This window comes from Traorella sp. mt218 (assembly GCF_055420025.1).
On the sequence record NZ_JBVAYM010000020.1, the window covers coordinates 1 to 25,440 of the forward strand.

Below are 25,440 nucleotides of genomic sequence, written 5' to 3' on the forward strand. Positions count from 1 at the left end.
AAAATCCTTATAAGGATCATTTTCATCTTCTTCACCGATATCATAGTTATGAATGCTGTAAATTTCTTTGCTGACAACATTGCTTGAAGCCCGTTTGAACTCTCCTTCAAGATAATCCAGATAGGTGCCGGGCGTGATGATACCTACCATCTTAACGATATCGACATTTTTACCGATGATATCATCGACGAAGCGGACACAATTGCTGCCGAAGACATAATATGTTTTAAAAGGTCCGCTCTTGAATTTGTAAAGGATGCCTTTAGCTTCATTATAAATCTGGTGGACATGAAGATCGATGCTTGGAGCATTTTTCTTTAACGGCTGATGGATAAATGGAGGATCCCAAGGAATGAGCGTTTCATTTAGATGCTGAAGTCGTTCACGAACGCTTTCTTTTTGCTTTTCACTTAGCTTTAAGCCGAAAACAAAGAGCGTTTTATGACATCTTTTTAAACAGAAGCGGATATAAGCATCACGATCTTTTGTTTTAAAAAGCACGCCGTCACCGATCATAGAAAAAAACTGTTCGCTTTTTCCGTCATAATTGCCATAGGAATAAAGAACTCCATCAAACATGAAGTCAGCATGTCCGAATGTATTAAAACCATTATGTGAGGCATGGATGAATATTTCAAAATCATGCTCCTGATTGACCCACTCATCAACTAAAGGTTCGTTTGGCTGTTCCCGGTAATAGCGATTGACGCGATTGAGCCACATGTTTGGAATGAAACAGTCAATGATGGCCGGCAGACAGACACGGATCTTAGGGTTGTTGGCATTTTTAAATAATAGGTCGGTCAATGCATTAAGCATCATGCTTCCACCCCAGATCATAAAATATCCGGCAATGAGATAAACCGAAGCATCCCAGTCATAGATAAATGAAAGCATAAAAAAACATCCGGCGATCAGCGATATTATAGATAATGCAAGGGATTTATCTCTTGTATGCTGTTGTTTCAGAATGAAATAATTGATGAAATAAATGAGTGATGAAAGCAAAAGATAGATCGCTACGATAAGAGAAAGCATATTAAGCGGTAAATTAGGAAATGTAACGATAAATATACCGGATATGATTTCTAATAGGGTTCGTATAAAATAATCTTTTCTTTCTGTTTTCTTGCGCCAGCCTTTCCATAAATGGAAAAAGCCGATAAAGATCAGAATGGCCGCTGTTAAATAAATAAAATGATAATAATCATCCGGTGTTGCCGTTAGTATAAAAACACCCAATACAAAAGTAACAACCCCTGATACAAAGGTTGTTGCGATATCAAATAAACGTTGTATTCTTTTACTTAACTGAACCATAGGCATTATTATAATCCATCTTTTTTAACTTGTCCATCGTTCCTTTTCATTCTCTGTATTCTGTATAAAAAAAGCGGATCTTCTCCGCTTTCTATTCTACTTCGATACAACCGTATCCGCCATCATGTCTTGCATAGACAACATTGATTTCGTGGGTTTCATCATCACGATAAATAAAGAAATCATGTCCAAGCATTTCCATACGCATGATGGCTTCATCCAAATCCATTTCTTCTACGGAAATAGACTTTGTCCTTACATAGACATCTTCTTCTTTTTCGCTTTCATTTTCTATAAAAGATAATGCCAGCTTATCCTTATGTTTTCTTTCCAGACGAGTTTTTTGTCTGCGGATCTGATCTTCAAGCTTGTCAATCGCCAGATCAACTGCGGCATAGAAGTCTTTATGGGTTACTTCTGCACGCAGAACAGCAAGTTTTGTTGGTATCGTGATCTCGACTTTCACATCATTCGGATGTACCTTGACAACAACATTAGCGGTCAGGTTCTCATCAATAATGAGATATTTATCGAGAAATTTTAGCTTGTTTTCAAGTTTCTCCTGCATCCCTTGCGTGATTGAAATGTTTTTTCCATAGATTTGGACTTTCATCAAAATCCCTCCTTCTCTATACTTACATTATACGGCATTCTGATCGGATAAATAGTCTGTTCTTTTTGTGAAATTATGGTATAATAAAGATGCCAATGGGTCTGTCATCTTAAGTATTGAGAAAAACGATCAATCACGTTTTGATAAGCGATCTTTCTGATTTCGCTGTCACTGAAGTGATTGTTTTTTAATGCCTGAATGAAGTTTTGGGCATAAGAAGCATTTTTCATATCACAGATGGTATAAGCAGCATCTTCTTCACCAAAGAAATCCATGAAATCAAAGCCGCATGCCAGATGATCGATCCCAACGAGCTCTTTGATATAGGCCGCATGCTTGGCTAAGGCGTCAACATTGACTTTTGTCAGATCGTGGTCAATAAAATAAGCACAGCTATTCATGCCGATGAGCCCGCCTCTTGCTGCCAATGCCTTGATCTGCTCATCTTTCAGATTGCGGGGATGGTCGCACAGTGCATAGGCATTGGAATGAGTGGCAATAACGAGGCCTTTGGCACAGTCTAAGATATCCCAGAAGGTCTTTTCATTGGCATGTGATACATCAATGACCATATGCAGCTCATCCATTTTTGAAATGACATGACGTCCCATTTCACTTAATCCACGTTCAGGATTACCCTTAACACCGGTAGCCAGTGCATTTTCTTCGTTCCAGCAAAGGCTTGCCAAACGAATGCCATGCTCATACATCCATGCAATGGCTTCAGTTTCATGCTCACGGATACCACACATTCCTTCTACGCTCATTAGAGCTAAAGGTGATTCGTTTTTTAAATCCTGACTGGAAAGAACTCTTTTCCATACTTGTTGATTCTCAAGCTCATTTTCAAGAGTAAGGATCATTTCCTGCATTTCTTCATATGTTTCTTTGCCACTGAAAAAAGAGGCCATGGCAATCGCACTGACTTCACCTTTAAGACACTTGTCACTGTGTCTTGTAAGCAATACATTTTCTTTTCCTAAATGATGCTGACTCAATACATCAGCGCCGATATCGGCATGTAAATCAAAGATTCTCATACATATCTCCATAGATCAAATTAAAATATTTCATTTCTTTCGGTTCGCTTTCCTGGGTATCATAAGAGGCATTGCCAAGCAGTGATAACACAACATCTTTTTCATTGAGATGTTCAAGGATATCCAGAACATCTTTTTTGGCACGCTCAAAGATTTCCATAAATGATTCATGACTGACTTTTGTTTCATCTGTCGGATGACACCAGACTTCTTTTTTCTCGTTTAAGACATCATAGGTTTCATCAATCTTATAAGGTACGACATTACCGCTGAAAAGCCATGGGTGTCCTGCTTTTTGTTCATAAGCTTTCAATATGCGCGTCTTGACTCCTTTTGGATCATAAAGCCAGTTTTGAAGCTTATACCAGTCATCTAAAGCGTCTTTTATTTCTTTAGCGCTTATCTTTTCATGGAATATTGTTTCTATGATAGGAACATAGATATTGGCAACGGCTTCAGCGCTGTAAGGACTCTGTTTGGCCAATAAATAGAATTTAAAGGTTCTGATTGTTTCATGCCGCAGTTTCATGAGCATCATGGCATCCATCATGGATTCAAAGCGATGGTGCATGCTGGCCGAGAGGCCACTGTAAGAGCCTGTCTTATAAAAAATATAAGGATGTGCACGGGAATCCAAGGCCCAGTGACAGAGGTGACCGGCAACATATGAGGTCATGGCTTTTTTTAGGACTTCATCTTTTTCATGTTGGATCAAGTCTAAAGCAAGATCATAAAAATCATTGACATGAGAGGCATGTACCTTGCTTCCTAATTGACGGACAGAAGCATATTTTTTTTGAAAAAATTTATAGAAAAAAAGAAAATCAGGACCATTGCTTCCTATAATATATTCTCTTGGAAATTCTTTTATGATTTCTTTGAGCTTATGATCACTGATTTCATCATAAACGGCTTTCGCAAATAAACCGTGGGTAATAATATTTGGCATAGAATCCTCCTTTTTTAATAATTATAACATAGATTAACATCTATGACATGAATTGTGAAAAGATACAATTAAAAATGGCAATTTAAAATAATTTTCTTTTAAAGCTTCATTTTTAGAAGTTTGCCAAGTTGTCAATCATGAAAAGGCTTTATGGTAAAATAAAATTACAAAGTAATAAAGTGCTTACATTCATTACTTAGTCAGAGGAGGTGTAAAAAATGAAAAAAACTGACTAAATTTTTTAAAACTATATTATGCGCAGGATTACTGATGGGTGGAGTGACTATTGTACCTTCAACACAAGCAAAAGCCAATGAAATTGTTCCATATGCTTCTTTTATTGATGTTACAGTGAATAAAGATAAAATAATAAAGAAGATATCAGTCGGCTCTGGACCACTAGAAAATATATTTTTTTCTATTACCGGAAGCTATCGTTATTCCTCATCAGGTCCATCACTTTCAAATGTTAAGATTTCTGTGAAATTTAGAAATAATGAATCAACTTCTTTCACTGATGATAATCAAGTATATATGGGAAGATATCAATGTTCAATTTTAAATTGGAGTTATTCAGCAACAAGTAGTGGTATGAGAATTAGAATTGTAGTACTTGCAAAAGATATGCATACAAATCGAAGTAATCAGATGACATACTCAATTGATGTTTAAAGCAGGGCATTTCTAACGGAATGCCTTTATCGAATATTTACAGGTGTTATATGATTTATTATAATATTCATAAATGAGGAGTGATTATGAATGAAACTAATGGAAAGACTTCTTTTAAGTATCATTCGAAGGCCGATAAAATCATTGCTGTTGTTGGCGATTGTTTTTATTGCAGGAAATGTGATTTCAGGGTCTTTGATTTTATACAAAACAAGTCAATCCATCAAAGATGAGATCAATGCTCAGATCGTTCCAATTGCCATGCTGGATACTCCGTTAGATATGGCCTGTGCTTTTAGTGAAAAACAGAAATCAGAAATCAATCAGCAGGATTATACGGGTGATGTGAATCGTTCTATGATGGAAAGACAGCTAAAGGCTTATGAAGAAATTAAGAATCTTTCTGAAGTCAGATATGGTGATTATGGGTTTATAGCAGGTTTTTTGGAAACCAGTGAGCCTTATAATATGGATGTACGTCATTTTTATGGTGATTCAGCATATTATGATTTTCTTTATTCAACTTATTATACTTCTTTTAGTTTTGCAACCGTTACGACAACTGATTCTTATTCTTTGCATACCCAAAAAATTTATATAACAGATGGAAGAGATTTTACTGAGGAAGAACTTGAAAATGGTGCTCCTGTCATGCTCATTCCTAACAGTGCTAAAAAAATAATAGAAAAGAATGATATGTTGAGCTGGAACGATTTGAAAGTTGGTGATACGATTGAATTTGTAAGTCGCGTCTATTCTGAAAATCCTAATAATATTATCTATAATTTTACCAGGGATGACAGTCTTATTAATGAAGCAATGATCCAGCAGGCTAACGAAAAATATTTAGATTCTATTTTAGATGAAAAACATATTGAGATTGAAATCATTGGTTTTTATGATGTCAAGTCAGATATAGAAACACAGGAATGTGATGATATTCGTAATGATCCAAGGGCCTTGATTCCAATGAATTTTTACTTGAATCAGCATGAAGATTATTATGAACGTATCATGCGTTATGTAGATGCGAATCAGATTGAATCCAATATTTACTATAATAGTACCGATTATCATAATTATTTCAGTTATTTTGAATTATATTCTTCAGAAGATATCAAGACTTTTGTTGAGAAGACAAAAGATATCTTGGAAAAATATGAGTTAGATTATGACATTATGATGAATAATGACATGTATTTAAGATTGGCAGGACCATTAGAAACGATCAATGTTTCTTCAAAAGTGATTTTTATAGTAGCTGTTGCTGCGACTTTGATCATATTAATAGTGGTCAGTATTCTTTTTATGAGAGAAAGAAAGGATGAAATCGGTATTTTACTGGTACTTGGTGAAAAGAAAAAACGTGTGATGGGACAGTTAATGCTGGAAATGATCTTGATTGGCCTGATAGGTATTTCTGCTTCTACGATAAGTGTACGAGGAATTAGTCATGATATAAGTGAGATGCTGATGGAAAGTCATATCCAGAAGGAATTAGCGGAAGAAAATATGCAGATGATGCCGGAAGAAATCAGTCAGAAAGAAGTTTTAAAACAATATGAAACACAGTTGGAAAATGGTGATTTAAGTAGTGTAATGTTAGCATCTGTTATTGTTTTAGCGGCTTCTACTGGAATTTCTACATTATTTATCTTGCGAATGAATCCAAAAGACATTTTATTGTAATGGAGAATTATAATGATCGTAATCAAGTTTTATTCAGATAGAGAAAAAAGATTATTGGGAAGATATTTCTGTTTTTATAGAAAAAAGCATCATATTAGTCTGTTGCAGGTCTATAATGCCGGCATTTGCGGTCATGCAACTGTTCAAGACATAGAAAAGGGAGTAATCAAGAAAAATGATGATTATTATGACGGTCTTTTGCATTTTTATCATTTAAAATATTTGATGAATGATGAGGACCTTCAAATCCTGGAAGACAGATTCGAAGCTCTCTATCAAGTGTGTGAGCAATTTCAATCAGAAAAAATTGACAAAGAAATCAATTCTTTGTTTGAAATCTGTTTTTCACATCAAGAAATGATGATTTATCGGGAAGTAATCGAAGTTTTAAACTATTTGAAAAAATATTATCTTGATAGTAAATATTTAACTAGGGATGAAGTTTTAAGAGTTATTCCATACATCAATCTATTTGAATCCTTGGGATCGCTACTACTGGAAGTGTGTGAACAAAGCAATATTAAAAAAATCTTAGATATAAAAATCTGTAATCAGTTATATCCATTAGCAGCAGAAAAAGATGATGCGATTGGACGATATTGGTATGCCAGAGAATGTGAGATGAAAGTCAATTATATTGAAGCTTTAGAGATTTACAAGGATCTTTTGAAATACTATGAGAGGGAAGATAATGTTCTTCGAAAGACAAGAACGCTGATGGATATCCACAGTATTTATAGAGATGTTGATCAGGAAAAAGGTAAAATATACACGTCGAAGCTGGAAGATATAGTGAAAGATGAAAGATTACCCGTTTCAATGAAAAAATCGATATATTATAATCTAGGAATGTATTATTATTTATATGAAGATTATGAGAAAGCTCTTAAATATTATGAAAGATCAAACGAGCTCATGAATGATGAAAAAAATATTTTGTTTATTTGTGCATGTAAGAGTCGATTGAATCAAATTATTTGCTTTGATTATTCAATTTGTGAAAATCATTCGTTGTATCCATGTTTGAAATATTATCAATTATGCGCAGAGGGTGTTCCACCTGTACAACTTCAACAATTTATATTAAAAGAAGTCATGAAAAGGTTAAAACAGGAAATATATGCTGAGCCATTATGGACGATGTATGAATATGAAATGAGCAGATTGTGTAAAAAAACAAGAAGTTATCGCAGCTATCAGATCTATATTTTAAAAATGAAAGAAAATATCAAGGAGGGATAACGTGTTCATTATTAAATTATTAATTGCATTATCTTTGATAATAAATGGAAGCACTCCATCTTTGCTTCCTCGAAGAGAAGTAGGACAAATACTTTGTCCTGGATTATTATGTAAGGAATAAAAGATTTCAATTCAAACTGTGAGGTGGGCCTATGAGCATATTGGAGGTAAAGGATTTATATTATACATATCCTGATGGTGATCAGGAAAGAGTAATTTTGAATCATGCATCCATGAGTTTCGAAGAAGGTATATTTTATACAATTTTAGGTTCTAGTGGATGCGGGAAAACAACATTTTTATCATTAATTAGTGCTTTGGATAAGCCAAAACAGGGAGATATCTTATATAAGGGAAAAAATTTAGATGAAATTGGATGGGAGAATTATCGTCGCAATAATATTGGAATTGTATTTCAAAATTATCATTTGATTCCTTATATGAATGCTTTTGAGAATGTTTTAGTAGCTATGGGAATTAGTGAAAATAAGGAAAAGGACATGAAGGTGCAGGCTTTGAAAATTCTTGAAAGTGTCGGTATCGATGAAAAGAAAGCGATACGTCGAATCAAGCGTCTTTCCGGTGGTGAGCAACAGAGGGTTGCTATTGCTCGTGCATTAGCAAGCAATGCAGATTTAATTGTTGCTGATGAGCCAACAGGAAATTTAGATAAGGACACAGGATCTATGATCGTAGAAATCTTTCAGAAGTTAGCACATGATTTAAATAAATGTGTAATCGTCGTGACACATGCACAGGATGTTGCTGAAAAGTCTGATGTGATTCTCCATCTTTATGAGCACACGCATAATTTTGTTTTATGAATGTATTTAAAAGAGTTTGGATAAGTATTACACGACGAAAGACAGCCACCTTGATTTTTTTTCTATTTACATTTTTAATGGGTAATGTATTGATATGTGCTGAGAGCATTGCGCAATCAGGTGAAAATACACAAAATCATTTATTAAATCGTATTGGCGGGAAAATAGTATTAACTGACACTTCTCTTTTTTCGGATGCAGAAGTAACAGGATTGACCTTGGACGAATATCGAAAAAAATGGACTGTTTTTGAAGATTGTTTCAAGGCATTGACCGTTCGTGATCATGTTGCGTACGCTGATATTAATTATCATATTAATTTTATGGAATTAAGTCAGAGTGAAGAGTATGAATTAGATGAGAATATAAGTTATGAAAATGGATTTTCGATTTTACATGGTATCTCTTATGCTAATCTAGCGGATGAGAAAGAAGGGTTTATTCAGCTTACTGGTGGCGAAATATTTACTGATAGGCAGATGGAAAATGGTGATAATGTTTTAATTGTCAATGAGGATATTAAAAAGAATTCGAAAAATATTAAAGTAGGGGATACCATTGATTTTGTCATGAATATTTCAGCTTATGATTCTGAAAGTAATGAAATGATAGATGTTTATCATGAAATTGTGACTTATACAGTTGTTGGCACTTTTAAAATCATTGAAAATAAGTATTCTGATGTGAAAAATATTCATAATATTCAAATGTTTTATACACCAAACAGAAATATTCAAAAGCTTGCGGAAACATATTTAGAAATGAATCCACAAGAAGATTATGTTTCTAAGATATGGATTGATTCAGCACTCATAGCTGTTGATCAGCCACAGAATGTGAAGTCATTAGAGATGGCAGCTGATAATTATGTTGAAGGTACTGATATTATAGTCACTACGAGTAATGATAGTGTGTCAAACTTATTAGGGCCCATTGATAGTTTTAGTGGTTTGGCTCATAAAACAGTCATTTTCTCAATAGCTGCCATGTGTATTATTGCCGCTTTGATTTCTTTTTATTTCATAAAAGATCGAAAGCATGAAATAAGTATTTACCTTTCAATGGGAATCAAAAGATCGGAGTTATTTTTTCAGATTATCTTAGAAGTAATATTGAGCGGATTATTAGGAATCGTTATCTCTTTTGCAAGCGGCTGGTTTTTGAGTCAAAATCTATCAAGAAATATGATGAGAACAGCTTTTTATGGAGAAATGAGCGTGTCAGAAAAATATACAGATGTTTCTTTTTACCTGAATCCAGATCAGATTGATCAACAAGATATTTTAGATGAATATGTGATTATGATAACTGTTGATGATTTTATTTGGCTTATTGGATTATCAGTAGGAACTTTTTTAATATCTTCTCTTTTACCTTTGCTCTATGTCATAAGGCTTAAACCTAAAGATATTATGCTGGAATAAGACAGGACGCATGTTCCTGTTTTATTTTGAGCAACTTTTAGATCGAGAGAAAAAAGGGTTTTTGAGAAGTGAGGGATGTGTTATAATAAAAAGCGAAAGGAGTTTCGTATGTTAAATATATTCAATCCATCAACATTGCTTCAGATATTAAATGCAGTGGTTGATATCTGTTGTACATGGGTCGTTTTCTATTATGTACTAAAAATTGTACGCAATAATTCACGTACGATTCAAATATTTAAAGGAATTGTTTTTGTAATTATCATTCAGGCTATCGCAAATCTGTTTAATTTAAGAACGATGTCAGTCCTGGCCAATATGTTTGTGAATTGGGGACCACTGGCATTGATCATCTTATTCTCTCCGGAGATCAGGAGCATTCTTGAAAAGATCGGTAAGACCAATGTGCTTTCCAGAATCTCGACGTTAACGAGCAATGAGCGTGAATATCTGGTGGATGAACTGGTGAAGGCTGCCGGTGAACTTTCCAAGACACAGACGGGAGCACTGATCACGCTGGAACAGGGACATTCATTAAGTGACTATATCAAAACGGGTACAAGAATGAATTCAATTGTTACGAGCGAACTTTTGTGTTCGATTTTTGTGCCGGGAACACCGTTGCATGATGGTGCGGTCATCATCCAAGGGGATAAGATTGCCTGTGCCAGTGCATATTTTCCGCCGACGACCTTTGATTTTCCGTCAAGCTATGGAGCACGTCATCGGGCAGCGATCGGTATCAGTGAGATCACTGATTCCATCAGCATTGTCGTCAGTGAGGAAACGGGCAAGATTTCGATTGCTGAGGGTGGAAGATTAACGGTCGTTGATGAAGATAAGCTGCGGGAGTATCTGCTTCAGGCAATCTGTCTTCAGGAAAATGTGGTATCGGATCAAAAGGTTTCTCAGCAGAAAGATGATGAGATCGAGTTTGAATATGGTCATGAGAAGGATTCTCATAAGGGACCGCGTATTACCGCATATCTATTGAAGAATGCCAAGAAGTATTCAAAGGTAAAGGTAGATGACAAGAAGGAAGAAAAAGAGCCGGATGTTAAGTCTACGTATAAGAAGCAGGCAGCTCGTGTGAATAAGAATAGTGAAAAAGCAGGAAAAGAAGTTGCTGAGGAAATCGTTTTTGAGGCTTTGGATGAAAAGCCTAAACGACGCGGCAGAAAGAAAAAGGAAGAGGTCAAGAAGGAAGAAGTACAGAGCGCTGAAAATAACATACAGGATGAAACTCTTTCAGATGATGATAAATTGGATGCTTTGATGGATCAGATCCAAGAAAATAATAATGGTGAAGGAGGGAATGAGTAATGGCAAAGCCAAGGAAACAGAAGACATCGAATATTGATGAGAAAAAAGTAGAACTGGCAAAGACCATTGCCTCTCAAAGCGAAAAAATTACACGTTCGTATATGAATTTCGGTAATTTCTTCGTGAAAGCCTTTCGTTGGTTTTCAAATTGGTTTGACAGATTATTGTTTAATCGCCGTTTTTCAAAAGAAATTGCTTTGCTTTTGGCAGTCCTGCTGTATGTATCGGTAAATTCATCTTCCAGTATTTCCAGTGTTACCAGCTCAATGTCAAACAGCAAAGAATTTCAGGATATCCCATTGAGCGTGGAGGTCAATGATTCCGTTTATGAGGTCAGCGGACTTCCGGAAACGGTTGATGTGATCCTGACGGGGGAAATGGCTGACATTTCATTGGCTACGGCTGATAAGCAAAAGATCGTTGCCGATCTGAGCGGTTTGACAGAGGGAACACATACAGTTGAATTGCAGGCATTAGGACTCAGCGGCAGTACAAGAGCCACAATTGTTCCAAATCAGGTGACTGTGACGATTACGAAAAAGATCTCAATGGAATTTACGATTGGTTATCAGTTTGTCAATACGAATAAAATGGATAACATTTATGCATTAGGAACACCTGAATTTGAAAAGGATACCGTGATCGTACGTGCTTCCCAGCAGACGATCGATCAGATTTCTATTGTAAATGCTTTGATCGATGTGTCGAACATTACAGGAGATTTCACCGTCGATGCGCCTTTGGTGGCTTATGATCAAAATGGCAATCGTATGGATGTTGATATCGTTCCGGAATCGATCAAGGCAACGGTCAGCGTAACTACGCCAAGCAAGGAAGTACCGATCGTAGTGATACCGAATGGCGAGATACCGAATGATAAAGCGATAGCTTCTATTTCATTGACACATTCAAGTGTTACGATCAACGGACCGCAGGATGTTTTGGACACGATCAATCAGATTGAAATACAGCTTCCGGTTTATGATCTTACAAATGAAACCAATGTGGTGACGATGCCGATCAACCTTCCAAGCGGAGTGCGCGGCAAAGATCCTAGCGTCGTAAGCATTACGGTCGTCTTGGGAGATAAGACGCAGAAGGTCGTTAATGATATTGAAATTACGTATCGTAACCGTGGTGACTGGAAGGCAACCATCAGTGAGGATGAGAGTGCTACGGTAAGTGTTACGATCATAGGTACTCAGGAGATGATCGATAGCTTTGATGTTTCCGGTATTGAGGCTTATATTGATTTCTCAGAGCTTCCTGAGGATAGCAGCGGTCTGGTAGAATTACCGCTTCATATTGAAGGAAATAACAATATGCTGACCTTTGAGAGCGATCGTCAAAGTGTAAGATTGAATGTTTCAAAGTAGGAGGGTACAATGGGAAAATATTTTGGTACGGATGGTTACAGAGGCAAAGCCAATGATACTTTGCGTTTAGATTATGCCATCAAGATTGGTCGTTATTTGGGATATTATTATGGCAAGAATCGTCATGCAAGGATCTTGATAGGTAAGGATACCCGTCAGTCCAGCAGCATGTATGAAATGGCCCTGGCAGCAGGTGCCAGTGCCAGTGGGGCAACGGTTTATCTTTTAGGTGTGTGCCCGACGCCGAGTGTGTCATATCTGATTCGAAAAGAAAATTTTGATTGTGGCATCATGGTCAGTGCTTCTCACAATCCGTATTATGATAATGGCATCAAGCTGTTTAATGGTGAAGGAAAGAAGATGGATCCTGAAGTTGAAGATGCTATTGAGGCTTATTTTGAAAGTGATGAAGAACTTCCTTATGCACAGGATGATAAAATCGGTAAGGTCTTAAATTTTGAGGATGGACTGCAGCTTTATCTTTCATGGTTAAGAGAGATGAATCCGCTTGATCTGAGCGGCTTTAAAATCGCTCTTGATTTGGCGAATGGCAGTGCCACAACGACAGCGCAGGAATGTTTAAATGAAATGGGAGCTACATTGGAAGTGATTCATAGCGAACCAAATGGAATCAATATCAATGATCATTGCGGTTCGACGCATCCTGAAGAGCTCCAGCAGCTGATGAAGGAAGGCAACTATGATGTGGGCTTTGCCTTTGATGGTGATGCGGATCGTTTGATTGCGGTAGATGAAGATGGTCATTTGATCAATGGTGACTATATCCTGCATATCTGTGGCAAGCATATGCTTGCTCAGGGCAAACTGAAGGATAATGCGGTCGTGACGACGGTGATGGCCAATCTTGGTTTATATAAGTCTTTTGAGAAAAATGGTATTTATTCCGTACAGACAGCAGTCGGTGATAAATATGTTTTTGAAAGCATGGAAGCTAATGATTACAAAATTGGTGGCGAACAATCCGGACATATCATTTTTAAGGATTATGAAAATACAGGTGACGGATTGTTTACGGCCTTGCAGCTGTTAGCGGTAATGATCGATGAAAAGGCTTCTTTAAAGAAGTTGGGTGAAGATCTGTTTATTTATCCGCAGCTTTTAGTGAATCTGCGGGTTAAGGATAAAGAAGCGGTATTAAAAGACCCGGAAGTCAATAAGGTAATCGATGAAGTGGCAAAAGAGCTGGGAAGTGAAGGACGTATCCTTGTTCGTCCAAGCGGAACAGAGCCTTTGCTGAGAGTGATGGTTGAAGCTAAAACCGATGAGCTATGCCATGACTATGTTTATCGGGTCATTGATTTTGTGAAGGAAAAAGGACTGTAAATAAGCAAAAAAGATATGCATGATGATGCATGCACTAAAATTTGATGTCAGCCATCACGTTATATAACGATGATGGCTTTTTTATAGTTAAGCATCACCATGTTTTTTTTCTGTTTTGAATTCTTATTCACAAAAAAATGAGGTATAATCAAAATGGAAAGCGAGTTGATAATATGAATCATATTCCATGCAGTGAATATCCGCGTCCACAGATGCGAAGAAATAGTTATCTATGTTTAAACGGGGAGTGGGATTTTTCGATTCACGGCGAAAAAAGAAATGAAAATGGCAAAGTGATCGTTCCTTTTTCAATAGAATCTAAATTAGGTGGAAGCCGGGAGGCTTTAAAGCCGGATGAAACATTGATCATGGAACGGGACTTTGAGCTTTTGGATGACTTTAATGTTGGCAGGGTACTGCTTCATTTTGATGCGGTGGATGGTCAATGCAAGATCTGGATCAACGATTCATTGATAGGGGAGAGCGAGTGTGGTTATCTGCCCATCGTTCTTGATATCACCAATGTCCTAAAAAAGAAGAATCATATTTGTCTTGTGATTCATGATGCCAGTGATACCGGTAGTCAATTAAGAGGAAAACAGTCGCTGCATCCAAAGGGTATCTGGTATTCCGCACAAAGCGGGATCTGGCAGAGCGTTTGGCTGGAAAGCGTTTTTGAGGATTATATCGAATCACTGAAAATTACACCTTATTTTGATGAAAAAAGTGTTGAAATCTTTGTCAAGACAAATACGTCCGGATTGGTATGCATTACATGTGGTCAAAAAAGTATCGAGGGTGAAAGTAATTCAGCGATCCGTCTTTATCTGGATGATATGCATCCATGGACACCTCAAGATCCTTATCTTTATGATTTTACGGTAACGTTTAAGAAAGATCATGTTGCTTCTTATTTTGGGATGCGCAAATTTGGCGTCATGAAGGATGAAGAGGGAGTCATGCGTCTTTTTCTTAATAATCAGCCGTATTTTCAGAGCGGATTGCTTGATCAGGGATATAACAGTGAAGGTTTGATGAGCTGGAAAGATGATCAGATGATGATCGATGACATTCAATTGGCAAAGTCGATGGGTTTTAATATGCTGCGTAAACATATCAAAATAGAACCTTTGCGCTGGTATTATCATTGTGATCGTTTGGGAATGCTGGTCTGGCAGGATATGGTGAATGGAGGCTGTCCATATAATCTTTTAACGATCAGCTTTCCTCTGATTACGAATAAAAGCTTTAAAGATTCTCATTACCGCCTCTTTGGCAGGAAGGATGAGCATCAGCGCAATATGTTCATTGAACAGCTGAAGGGAATGATCGATCATTTATATAACTGTGTCAGTATTTCGATGTGGGTGATTTTTAATGAAGGATGGGGACAGTTTGACAGTGCAAAAGCTTTGCAGCTTGTTCAAAAATGGGATCCTACAAGGACGATCGATCCTGCAAGCGGCTGGCATGATCAGCAAATAGGTGATTTTAAAAGCTGGCATGTTTACTTTAAACCTTATAAATTTAAAAAGGACGGACTTGGACGATGTGTCATCCTAAGTGAATTTGGCGGTTATCAATGGTCATTTGAGAAAGGAAAAAAGAGCTTTGGTTATAAGCGGATGGAAAGTCAGAAAGAGCTGGAGGAAAACCTTATTCAGCTCTATGAACAACAAATCATTCCAGCAAAGAAATTAGGGTTAGCCGCTTGTGTCTATACACAGTTAAGCGATGTTGAAAGTGAAGTAAACGGTCTTATCAGTTATGACCGTAAAACAATCAAAGTCAGTGCTGAAGTCATGAAGAAACTAAATGAAAGGCTTAAAGATGATGAAAAATGATATTTGTTGCCATACGATTGAAAATGAATATATTTCGGTTACGGTTATGAACATGGGAGCTGCGCTTGTTTCCTTTGTTGATAAGAAAAGCGGGATCGATATCGTCTTAGGGTTTGATTCATATGAAGGTTATTTGGATCAGCAGGGGTCCTATATGGGAGCAACGATCGGTCGTTGTGCCAATCGGATCGCTAACGGTTGTTTTGTATTAAATGGAAAAGAATACCATCTAAGCAAAAACAGTTTTCCTCATTCACTCCATGGCGGATATGATAATTTTTCTTTTAAGATATTTGATATGAAAAAGGAAAAAAATGCGGTTTTATTCACTTATTATTCAAAGGATCATGAAGAGGGATATCCGGGAAATTTAAGGCTGGAGGTAGAATACCGTCTTGAAAACCATTCATTGGTTTATACGTTCAAGGGCATCAGTGATCAGGATACGATCATGAACATCACGAATCATTCCTATTTTAATTTAAATGGGAAGGGAGATATCTTATCTCATGAGTTGAAAATCAATACGGATCGTGTTGCTTTAAACGATGAACATGCACTGGCAACAGAAAAAATCATCCATGTAAAGGATACAGCATTTGATTATCAAAACTTTCATCAAATAGGAGAACGTTTAAAAATCGGTCATGAGAATCTTTTAGATGGTTATGATCATAATTATGTCTTTGAGAATACAGATATAAAAGAAATGGCAGCGTTGAAAAATGATCATATGCTTCTACAAGTTACAAGTGATCTTTTAGATATGCATCTATATACTGCCAATCATTTAAATGGCACATTAAAGGGAAAAAACAATCAGGTATATCAAAAATATGCAGGTATCTGTTTTGAATGTCAGTATTATCCGAATGCAATCAATTATGCCCATGTATCAAAACCGGTACTGGTGGCCAATCAGCCGATGACACATTTTATAAGATATACATTAAAAGAGATATCTTGATAAAGAGGATTTTAGGAAATGTAGGATTACTATCAACATCAGAAAGAAATTAAATTTCTAAGCATTGTAAACGCTTTCTTCTCATGGTATAGTAGGCACGGATAGGATCCAGGAGGAAAACATGAAAAAGATAGTATCTTTATTTGCATGTCTGATGATGGTTGTCGGCTTAACTGCCTGTACAAATGCAGAGCCAAAAGATGAGAAGAAAACGGTGAATGTCGGTGTGTCGATCTATAAGTTTGATGATAATTTCATGACGTTGTACCGTCAGGAAATCGAAAAGTATTTTAAAAGCCTGAATACAGATGAAGTGACGTATAATGTCACGGTTCAGGACGGTAAGAATGATATGGCTGAGCAGACCAATCAGATCGACAATTTTATTGCTCAGGATTATGATGTTTTGATTATAAATTTGGTGCAGTCAACTTCAGCCGCAACGATTATTGATAAATGCGAAGCTGCTGAGAAACCATGTATTTTTATTAATCGTGAGCCAAGCGAAGAAGATATGAAAAAATATGAAGGAATGATCAGCTATGTTGGTGCAGATGCCCGGCAGTCCGGCAAGATGCAGGGTGAGTTGATTGCGGAATTGGATAATAAAGGGGATCTGAATGGTGATGGAATTCTTCAGTATGTAATGGTTGTCGGTGATCCTGAAAATGTGGATGCGAAATATCGTACTCAGTATTCCATTGAACAATATCAGGAAGTAAGCGGCAATAAGGTTGAAAAGCTCGATGAGCAGCGTGGTGACTGGGATCAGGCCAAGGGACAGGAAATTGTTGCGAATGCTCTCACTCAGTACGGTGATAAGATCGAAGCTGTCTTCTGTAACAATGATGCGATGGCTTTAGGGGCAGCGCAGGCTATTACGGCTGCCGGAAGAACGGTAGGCAAGGATATTTATCTTGTAGGTGTTGATGCTCTTGCGGAAGCTGTGGATCTGGTATCAACGGATATGATGAGCGGAACGGTCTTAAATGATCATGTCACTCAGGCACATAAGGCTGTCGATGCCGCAATATCTGCTGTTAATGGTGAAAAGCTGTCTGCTTATTACTGGGTAGATTATGTGAAGGTAACTCCTAAGAATGCTTCACAATTCAAGTAAGTCAAAAAGATAATCAGGTGTGCAGCAGCACACCTGATTTTGTGAAAGGGAGCCGAATATGAGTGAAATTTTATTAGAAATGAGAGATGTCAGTAAAACCTTTCCCGGCGTCCAAGCACTGGATCATGTTTCTTTAAAAATAAAAAAAGGGAGTGTCCATGCCTTGATGGGAGAAAACGGTGCCGGTAAATCTACATTGATGAAATGTCTTTTCGGTATTTATAAGATGGATAGCGGGGAGATACTGCTTGAAAACCAGCCTGTCAATATCAAGGACACACAGGAAGCCCTGACATTAGGAATAGCGATGGTTCATCAGGAACTGCAATCCATACCTGAACGAAATATTGCGGAAAATATCTTTTGCGGAAGATATCCGATAAAAAAAGTTGCTTATGTAAAGATGATCGATCATAAAAAAATGATGGAAGATACTGAAAAGCTGCTATCAGAAATCAATCTGAAGCTGTCACCTAAAACTAAGCTGGCAGATTTATCTGTTTCACAACGGCAGTCGGTTGAAATAGCAAAAGCTATTTCATGCAGCGCTAAAGTGGTGATCATGGATGAGCCGACATCTTCTCTAAGCGAACATGAGGTCAAGGCATTATTTGACATCATCCAAAGATTAAAAGAAAACGGAACCTCAATTATATATATATCACATAAGATAGAAGAAATACTGAAAATCGCAGATGAAGTTACGATCATGCGTGACGGTGCCTATGTTGGCAGTTGGCCATCGACTGAACTGACAACCGATAGGATCATTCAAAAAATGGTAGGTCGTGAACTGACAAACCGTTATCCTTTACGTAAAAGTCATCCGCAAGAGGTCATCTTACAGGTTGAAGATCTGACATCCTCAGATCCGAAATCATTTAAAAATATTTCTTTTGAGCTCAGAAAAGGAGAAATATTAGGTATTGGCGGCTTGGTAGGGGCGCAGCGAAGTGAACTGATGGAAGGTATTTTTGGAATGCGAACTATCGCAGGGGGCCAGATCACTTATAAAAATAAAATCTTAAAGGTCAGGCGTCCTCGGGATGCGATATCAAAAGGAATTGCCTTATTGAGCGAAGACCGAAGGGCAATGGGCATCTTTGGTGTCCTTTCTATTTTTGACAATGTTACGGTAGCTTCTTTAGATCATCATTTGATTTTAAAAACGATATTGAATAAAAAAAGCTTAAATGAAGTAGTACATGAAAGCATAGATAAAATGAGCATCAAAGCGCCATCTGCCAAATCACTCATTCAAAATCTTTCAGGCGGCAATCAGCAAAAGGTCATTATCAGCCGCTGGCTGGCCAATGGTCCCGATATTCTGATTCTTGATGAATCGACAAGAGGGATTGATGTTGGCGCTAAATATGAAATCTATACAATTATGGAAGATTTGGTGGCACAGGGAAAATCAATTATCATGATTTCCAGTGAAATGAGCGAGCTGATCGGCATGAGCGATCGTATTCTGGTCATGTGTGAAGGAAGAACCTCGGGTCTGCTTGATGCCGCGATGGTTACGCAGGAAAATATCATGATGCTTGCGACTAAGTACATGTAAGGGAGCAGAAAGATGAATATAGAAAAAAAGAGCCTCATCCATTTTATGAGCAATAATGCCATTACCTTGCTTTTGATTCTGTTGGTCGTATATGTTGGAATCACACAAGCCGGATTTCTCAGCGGTCCGAATTTCAATAATATCATGACCAATGTCGTTCCTCGTTTTATTATCGCCTTAGGTGTCAGCAGCTGTTTGATTACCAAAGGTACCGATCTTTCGGCTGGAAGAATGGTAGGGCTGGGTGGTGTCATTGCCTGTACCTTTCTTCAAAGAGCAGATTATGCGGATCGCTTTTTTCCACAATTGGCACAATATCCGTTATTGGCAGTCTTATTACTTGTCATACTGGCGACAGCCTTCTTTGGCTTGTTGAATGGTATGGTCATTTCTATATTAAAGGTACCGCCGTTTCTGGCAACATTAGGAATGCAAACGATCGTATATGGTATCAATCTTGTCTATTCAGGAGCTGATCCGATCGGCGGTTTAAGAAAGGATTATACCTCACTTGCGACCGGAGAATTATTTTCAATCGGTGGTTTCAGCTTTAAATATCTTTTTCTGATCGGTATCCTATTAGGTATCCTTTTCTGGTTTCTTTATAATAAGACGCGTTACGGTAAATATATGTATGCCATTGGCGGAAATGAAAATGCCGCAGAAGTATCAGGTGTCAATGTCACCTTATCAAAAATTAAGATCTATACGGTAGCTGGCATCATGTATGGTATTGCCGGATTCCTGCTGGCCGCCAAATCAGGTGGAGCGTCGGTCAATCTGGGATTGAGTTATGAATTGGAAGCCATTGCCGCTTGTACGATCGGAGGCGTATCAACAACAGGAGGAGTAGGAAAAGTATCCGGTATCTTATTAGGTGTATTAGTCTTTGAGCTTTTAAAGACCTCGATGCAGTTTCTTAAAATTGATACATCTTATCAGTTTATCGTCCAAGGAGCCGTGATTATCATTGCTGTTGCCTTAGATATCAGAAAGTATCTGGCGAAAAAATAGAGCTCTATCGCAGAAGAAAAAACAATAAATGGGAATCGGTGATGAATGGCATCGGTTCCTGTTTGTTCAGGACTCTTTTCCTTTGAATAGTTGCCATAGCTCCTATTAAGAATAGAAAAATGCAGTATTCACTATTTTGAAACAGAAAGTGTTGATAGGCCGTACATTTCATTTTTATTTTTTATTAAATTATATCTTGTCAAATGAAATCGTTTATGGTATTATACTTAAGCATGAACGAGTTCAAGCACTGCAGAAGTACTCAAGTGGTTGAAGAGGTGCCCCTGCTAAGGGTATAGGCCGGGAAACTGGTGCGAGGGTTCAAATCCCTCCTTCTGCGCCATTTCAAATTCATGCGATATGGTCTAGTGGTGTAGTGGTTAACATGCCTCCCTGTCACGGAGGAGATCGTGGGTTCGAGTCCCATCTAGACCGCCATGCAGATGTAGTTTAATGGTAGAACACAACCTTGCCAAGGTTGATACGGGGGTTCGATTCCCCTCATCTGCTCCATTCCAGAAAGAAAAGCTAATTCGTCCCGTGAATTAGCTTTATTTTTATATCTTCTCCGAACTTTTTGAAACTGTTCGATAGTCTGTGTCAGTTGTTTTTGCAAAGAGTATTTTGCTCTTTGATAACTGAATACGGGCTGTGGAACTTCCCAAGAGCAAATAGCGAGAATACCGTACGCCGTGACTTATTATTTTAAAAAATAATAGCGATCAATATGTGTACGCGATGACAGGCTATTGGATATAATGGTACTTGACGTTAACTGAGTCGCCCGACCAAGCGGGCTGGTGAAATTCCAATGATGCACGATATGCTATCCATAGTCTAAGGTGATGACAACACTATAAACACAAATTTAAAAAACTTGATAGTAGATTAAAGCTGCCTATCCTTATATTTATATATGGGTTATTTATAGGCAGCTTTTGTGTATCTATCAATAGAAAGTAAAGTGGGGTGGTTGTCGCAATGTTGAAAACAGGAATAATTACATACTGGGATATGAAAAAAAATCTTGGTATCGTTCTCGATTCTAAAAGTACAAAAGAAGAAAAAATAAATTATTTCTTTAATCGCCAATCATTCAAAAGCGGGGCCATCAGCCAAATTGAAGAAGGTGCTGCTGTAGCATTTGATAGTATAAAAAGAGAAAGAGGATTTCTTATTATCAAAGATGCAACACTGATCAGTCACGAGGGCAGTGTTGCCTACTATGATCCATGTACATTTAAAGGATGGATTATCCCAAAAAATGATCCAAGAGTGACACTGCGGTTTTCAGCCAAAAGAATTGATGATAAATTAAAAGGATACTTTCTAAAAGGAATGCGAGTATTCTATCAATTCGATATTCAAAATCAAAGAATCTATGCAGTCAACGTCAGTTTTTCCCTTGATGACCTGAAACAGCGAAATTTTAAAATTGAACAAATGTAGCAATGACAACCAGTTATGGTTGTTTTTTTATTAGAAGGAGGTGGCATTATGCTGGATGAAAAAATAAAGACCGGCACAGACGAGAGCGGTGTTGTCGTCATGTGGAACTCAAAAAAGGGATATGGTTTCATTCGACCTGATGCTGGAGAACTGGAGGACATTTTTGTTCATTACACAGATATCTGTGAAACCGAAACAAAAAACCTGTTCATAGGACAAAAAGTTTATTTCAGACGTGAATCTTCAGATAAAGGTTCAAAAGCGGTACATGTGAAGTATGAAAAATACAGATACAGAAGATATGGCGAGTAAGTGGTTATCGATGCCACAAAGGAGGTAAAAAGGTCATGAAAAAGATTATGGTTTACAGTATCAAAGGCGGAACAGGAAAAACAACTCAGGCAAAAACGCTCAGCAAAGGTTTCGCCATGCGTGGAAAAAGAGTTCTTGAGATCGATCTCGATCCGCAAGGCAATAGCACAAAATCATTCACCCAGGTTCCGAACGACATCAAAAGTCTAACCGAAGCAATCAGTGAACTGAATAGTGCCTATTCAAAAGAAAAAGAATTACTTTTTATCAAGCAGTATTCAAAACAGCAGACCGGCGTCTGCCTGAGCGACGTCTTCGATGATCCAAAAAAGATTATTGAAGCTATACGTTCTACAAGATTCAATCATCTTGATGTACTGCCAAGCAATCTGGAACTTTCACAGACAGATACAAAGCTTCGTCTTGAAACAATGAAGCGGCAGGAAAACCGACTGCGAAAAGCATTAAACCATGTACGAGATTGCTACGACCTGGCCGTAATGGACTGCAGTCCGGCCAAATCGTTATTGACTGTCAATGCACTTATGACTGAACCGCTGGTTCTGATTCCAGTCGATTTTAGCGACGATTCACTCCAGGGAATTGCATTGACTCTTCAGGAAATCAACGCACTTAGAGAAGAATATGATGAAATCGCTGATATCGACTATCGAATTCTTCTAACTATGAAAAGCAGCAGAATGAGATCTCATCAAAATACCGAGTCTCTTGTACGTGCCTTTTTTGGAGAAAAAGTGCTGAATACAACGATCCGGTTTCAGGAAAGTCCGATTAACGAAGCCAATGAAAAAGGATTGACAGTATTGGACATCAAAAAAAGCAATATTGCTGAAGACTATGAAATGCTTCTCAGCGAACTGGAGGAAATATTATGAGTACAGAAAATAAAGATGTAGTTGTGGATATGCTGAACCGTTCTTCCAAGAGAAGAAAGAAAATGATGCTTTCGGTAGATGAACTGGTACCTTCTCCGGAAAACAGAAACTATCCAATGATGGATCTGGACGAGCTGGCAGCTTCTTTAAGAATGAACGGACAGGAGCAGCCACTGATCGTAACACCGCGGGAAGACGGTCGCTACGATATCCTTTCCGGCGAAAGACGATACAGAGCTGCTTTAATCAATATCGAACTAGGATATGATCAGTTTGAGGAACTTGAGTGTATCATCAACGATAACGAGCTGTCGCCTCTGGAAAGAAGGATCAAAGTTCGCATTGCCAATGTCCACCGTGATAACATTCCAATAAAAAACAAACTTCTAATCACCAGGGAATGTCTGAATGATTATGAAGAAGCCAAAGCAGCAGGCATGATTCCTTCAGGCACTCTCAAGCGTGACTGGATATCTCAGCAGACGGGATTCAGTCCCCGCAGTGTCCAGGATTATATGAATATTCTAGCTAGTGCAACCAAAGAAAAAATCAAAGAAAAAAAGAAAGAAGAACCAGATCCGTTTCTGACAGCTGTACAGGAAAACATTATGACTAAGCTACAAACCAAAGTAACAGTAAAACCAAAAAAGCTGACAATTTCCTATACAGACACAGAAGATCTGAACAGAATACTGGAACTTCTTAATCTTATCGAAGAATAGAAGGGCTTCTGCTGCCCTTCTATATTCATATTATTATAAGGAGAGCGATATAAGTGAAAACCAATAATAAATCCGCAGTAAGAAGGGGCTGTACAAAGCCGGAGGCAGGCATTAAATTTGCACAAATATTAAAACGGCGCGGTATTACTGCAGAACAGTGGGCAGAACGGCTAGGAGAGCCTATTGTATATATTAAACTTTTCCTGGCAGGAAAAAAATGTGTCCAGTTCAAGACACTGGTCCGTTTTTGCGATGATCTTAACATTCAGATCATGGAATTCAACAATGATATCATCTATGAAAGGATGGCAGAACAGGATATGAATCTGTGATTCTTTTCGGTTTTATCAAATTTGAAATTCGTATATATAAGCAAGGCGGTGCCAAAGATGCGTATTTAAAGGAAGCGAGGGTATATGAGTGAAGAACGTAATGACTTATGATGTCGATTCATTGATCGGGAGCTTTATAGATAAAGAAAATAAAGATATATATAAATTCAGAAAAAGCGTCTTAGGAGCTTACAACCAAAACAAAGTGGATCTTATAGAGGATGAAAGCAGAAATGAAAGCAATGTCTTTATCGAATTTAATCGGCTGCATAAGGATGAATGGATGGACATCATAAATGAAGAAAGAATTTATATGATTGAACATCTTCCCGAACTGAATGGAAGAAAAATGATAAAAAATGAATTCTTCACCCTATATAATGACTTTATGGAAAAGAATACCTATAATTTCAGCACAGAAAAGCGAAAGATGGTATATGCAATCAGTATCCGTGTCCTGTATCCGAACTGCATCCGTGAAGAAAAAACAGAATCAAGTTTTATTGCCTCTCTGATAGAGGAATTCGCATATACAACAGCTGATCTTCCCTACCTTGTATATAATGAGCATCGAGGAAAGGCAAAATATGCAGTGATCCTTCTTATAGAAAGAGAATTTGAGAAAAAAGAAGAATGGCAGAAATATAAAAAAGATCTTGTCATCGATATAAGAACAGGATGCTGGGCAAGCAGAAACTGCCCCAATGACTATAAAAAGGTAATTGCCAGAAAAGGCGATTATAAAAAAGACAAGGATGGCAACAGGATCCCAGTAATGGCCAACTTTTCCAGATGCCAGCGTATCTTCAGATGGGCAGACGGAACAAAAGCAGGAAGAGATACATTTAATGAATTTATCATGATCCTGAAGAGAAAGGTCATCAACGCCTGCATTCGAGTTTCAAGAAAGAAACCATTTAAAGGAAAAGTGCTTCCAAAGCGCATCTGCAAGAAAGAATATAATAACTTTGCGAAAAGAAGACTGGCAATGATGAACTTTGCCAAGAGTACGATTCAGAAAACTACAAATGTGATCTTATCTTATGAATATGGATACTGTCGGCATCTGGAACCCTATAATCCAGCGAAAAATACAGTATTCATAAAAACAAAGGCATATAAAGAGGTTGAAAGTGTATTTGAAAAATACCGCACACGATTCAATAAAAAGGAATTTCATGACAATAACGATGAAGTGCGTAAAATAGATCCATTCCATCAGCGTGTTGATCAGTTTGAACACAATATATATCTTCTTCTGCAGATGTTTTTCACCGAAATAAACCAAATTGAGCTTTCTCAATAAAATATTCAGTTAGCCTGGTCATTTCCCAGGTTTTATTTTTAACCTAATCGCCATGAAAAAGAAGTATGGAATATCGCAACCAAGTCAGTCATCAA

General features: G+C 37.6%; 23 protein-coding genes and 3 tRNA genes. 22 read left to right on the forward strand and 4 right to left on the reverse strand.

The annotated features are described in order from the left end of the window. The 4 genes from ACZYT3_RS09795 to ACZYT3_RS09810 form a co-directional block, all read right to left on the reverse strand. Nucleotides 1–1,320, reverse strand: a 1,320-nt coding sequence (locus ACZYT3_RS09795; RefSeq protein ID WP_464088516.1) for an HdeD family acid-resistance protein, incomplete at its 3' end; no start/stop codon positions are given. Nucleotides 1,321–1,411: 91 nt separating this feature from the next. After that, on the reverse strand, nucleotides 1,412–1,933 hold the full coding sequence (gene hpf / locus ACZYT3_RS09800) for a ribosome hibernation-promoting factor, HPF/YfiA family (RefSeq protein WP_294561119.1): 522 nt from the start codon (nucleotides 1,931–1,933) through the stop codon (nucleotides 1,412–1,414). 104 nt (nucleotides 1,934–2,037) lie between these two features. Beyond that, nucleotides 2,038–2,973 (reverse strand): dipeptidase, encoded by a 936-nt coding sequence (locus ACZYT3_RS09805; RefSeq protein WP_294561120.1) that lies wholly within the window; start codon nucleotides 2,971–2,973, stop codon nucleotides 2,038–2,040. After that, nucleotides 2,960–3,922, reverse strand: a complete 963-nt coding sequence (locus tag ACZYT3_RS09810; RefSeq protein WP_464088517.1) for a zinc dependent phospholipase C family protein — start codon at nucleotides 3,920–3,922, stop codon at nucleotides 2,960–2,962. Before ACZYT3_RS09810 ends, ACZYT3_RS09805 begins: the two co-directional genes overlap by 14 nt. Nucleotides 3,923–4,192: 270 nt before the next feature. Here ACZYT3_RS09810 and ACZYT3_RS09815 point away from each other — a divergent pair, with 270 nt between their 5' ends. The 22 genes from ACZYT3_RS09815 to ACZYT3_RS09920 all read left to right on the forward strand — a co-directional run bounded on the left by ACZYT3_RS09815 (nucleotide 4,193) and on the right by ACZYT3_RS09920 (nucleotide 25,345). Then, nucleotides 4,193–4,594, forward strand: coding sequence for a hypothetical protein (locus ACZYT3_RS09815; RefSeq protein WP_464088518.1), 402 nt, complete (start codon nucleotides 4,193–4,195; stop codon nucleotides 4,592–4,594). Between the two features lie 90 nt (nucleotides 4,595–4,684). Then, on the forward strand, nucleotides 4,685–6,283 hold the full coding sequence (locus ACZYT3_RS09820; RefSeq protein ID WP_464088519.1) for an FtsX-like permease family protein: 1,599 nt from the start codon (nucleotides 4,685–4,687) through the stop codon (nucleotides 6,281–6,283). A 12-nt stretch (nucleotides 6,284–6,295) separates the two neighbouring features. Beyond that, entirely contained in the window at nucleotides 6,296–7,525 is a 1,230-nt protein-coding gene (locus ACZYT3_RS09825; protein WP_464088520.1) for a hypothetical protein, read from the forward strand. A gap of 152 nt (nucleotides 7,526–7,677) precedes the next feature. After that, complete coding sequence (locus ACZYT3_RS09830) at nucleotides 7,678–8,349, forward strand: ABC transporter ATP-binding protein (RefSeq protein ID WP_294561125.1); 672 nt, start codon at nucleotides 7,678–7,680, stop codon at nucleotides 8,347–8,349. Beyond that, a complete protein-coding gene (locus tag ACZYT3_RS09835) occupies nucleotides 8,346–9,773 on the forward strand; it encodes an ABC transporter permease (protein ID WP_464088521.1) in 1,428 nt (475 codons plus the stop codon). Before ACZYT3_RS09830 ends, ACZYT3_RS09835 begins: the two co-directional genes overlap by 4 nt. A 108-nt stretch (nucleotides 9,774–9,881) precedes the next feature. Further along, a complete protein-coding gene (gene cdaA / locus ACZYT3_RS09840; RefSeq protein ID WP_464088522.1) occupies nucleotides 9,882–11,096 on the forward strand; it encodes a diadenylate cyclase CdaA in 1,215 nt (404 codons plus the stop codon). Further along, nucleotides 11,096–12,472, forward strand: coding sequence for a CdaR family protein (locus tag ACZYT3_RS09845; RefSeq protein ID WP_294561128.1), 1,377 nt, complete (start codon nucleotides 11,096–11,098; stop codon nucleotides 12,470–12,472). The genes cdaA and ACZYT3_RS09845 overlap by 1 nt, the downstream gene beginning before the upstream one ends. Nucleotides 12,473–12,481: 9 nt before the next feature. Next, a complete protein-coding gene (gene glmM, locus ACZYT3_RS09850; protein WP_294561129.1) occupies nucleotides 12,482–13,816 on the forward strand; it encodes a phosphoglucosamine mutase in 1,335 nt (444 codons plus the stop codon). A 173-nt stretch (nucleotides 13,817–13,989) separates the two neighbouring features. Then, nucleotides 13,990–15,660: a glycoside hydrolase family 2 protein gene (locus ACZYT3_RS09855; RefSeq protein ID WP_464088523.1), complete on the forward strand. Its 1,671-nt coding sequence runs from the start codon at nucleotides 13,990–13,992 to the stop codon at nucleotides 15,658–15,660. Next, nucleotides 15,632–16,627, forward strand: coding sequence for an aldose epimerase family protein (locus tag ACZYT3_RS09860; RefSeq protein WP_464088524.1), 996 nt, complete (start codon nucleotides 15,632–15,634; stop codon nucleotides 16,625–16,627). Before ACZYT3_RS09855 ends, ACZYT3_RS09860 begins: the two co-directional genes overlap by 29 nt. A 121-nt stretch (nucleotides 16,628–16,748) precedes the next feature. Beyond that, the gene (locus ACZYT3_RS09865) at nucleotides 16,749–17,747 is read left to right on the forward strand and encodes a galactose ABC transporter substrate-binding protein (protein WP_464088525.1); all 999 of its coding nucleotides are present in this window, start codon (nucleotides 16,749–16,751) and stop codon (nucleotides 17,745–17,747) included. Between the two features lie 58 nt (nucleotides 17,748–17,805). Next, entirely contained in the window at nucleotides 17,806–19,314 is a 1,509-nt protein-coding gene (locus ACZYT3_RS09870; RefSeq protein WP_464088526.1) for a sugar ABC transporter ATP-binding protein, read from the forward strand. A gap of 12 nt (nucleotides 19,315–19,326) precedes the next feature. Next, nucleotides 19,327–20,328: an ABC transporter permease subunit gene (locus ACZYT3_RS09875; protein WP_294561134.1), complete on the forward strand. Its 1,002-nt coding sequence runs from the start codon at nucleotides 19,327–19,329 to the stop codon at nucleotides 20,326–20,328. Between the two features lie 252 nt (nucleotides 20,329–20,580). After that, nucleotides 20,581–20,671, forward strand: a tRNA-Ser gene (locus ACZYT3_RS09880). 19 nt (nucleotides 20,672–20,690) lie between these two features. Then, a tRNA-Asp gene (locus tag ACZYT3_RS09885) sits at nucleotides 20,691–20,766 on the forward strand. Between the two features lies 1 nt (nucleotide 20,767). Further along, a tRNA-Gly gene (locus ACZYT3_RS09890) sits at nucleotides 20,768–20,841 on the forward strand. Nucleotides 20,842–21,309: 468 nt separating this feature from the next. Beyond that, nucleotides 21,310–21,777 (forward strand): hypothetical protein, encoded by a 468-nt coding sequence (locus ACZYT3_RS09895; RefSeq protein ID WP_464088527.1) that lies wholly within the window; start codon nucleotides 21,310–21,312, stop codon nucleotides 21,775–21,777. 48 nt (nucleotides 21,778–21,825) lie between these two features. Beyond that, nucleotides 21,826–22,089 carry a cold-shock protein gene (locus tag ACZYT3_RS09900; protein ID WP_464088528.1) on the forward strand — a complete coding sequence of 88 codons (264 nt, stop codon included), beginning with the start codon at nucleotides 21,826–21,828 and terminating at the stop codon, nucleotides 22,087–22,089. A 35-nt stretch (nucleotides 22,090–22,124) separates the two neighbouring features. Beyond that, entirely contained in the window at nucleotides 22,125–22,985 is an 861-nt protein-coding gene (locus ACZYT3_RS09905; RefSeq protein WP_464088529.1) for a ParA family protein, read from the forward strand. Beyond that, nucleotides 22,982–23,707 carry a ParB/RepB/Spo0J family partition protein gene (locus ACZYT3_RS09910; protein WP_464088530.1) on the forward strand — a complete coding sequence of 242 codons (726 nt, stop codon included), beginning with the start codon at nucleotides 22,982–22,984 and terminating at the stop codon, nucleotides 23,705–23,707. The genes ACZYT3_RS09905 and ACZYT3_RS09910 overlap by 4 nt, the downstream gene beginning before the upstream one ends. 53 nt (nucleotides 23,708–23,760) lie before the next feature. Next, on the forward strand, nucleotides 23,761–24,039 hold the full coding sequence (locus ACZYT3_RS09915) for a helix-turn-helix domain-containing protein (protein ID WP_464088531.1): 279 nt from the start codon (nucleotides 23,761–23,763) through the stop codon (nucleotides 24,037–24,039). Nucleotides 24,040–24,127: 88 nt separating this feature from the next. Beyond that, a complete protein-coding gene (locus tag ACZYT3_RS09920; protein ID WP_464088532.1) occupies nucleotides 24,128–25,345 on the forward strand; it encodes a hypothetical protein in 1,218 nt (405 codons plus the stop codon). Nucleotides 25,346–25,440: the final 95 nt, after the last annotated feature.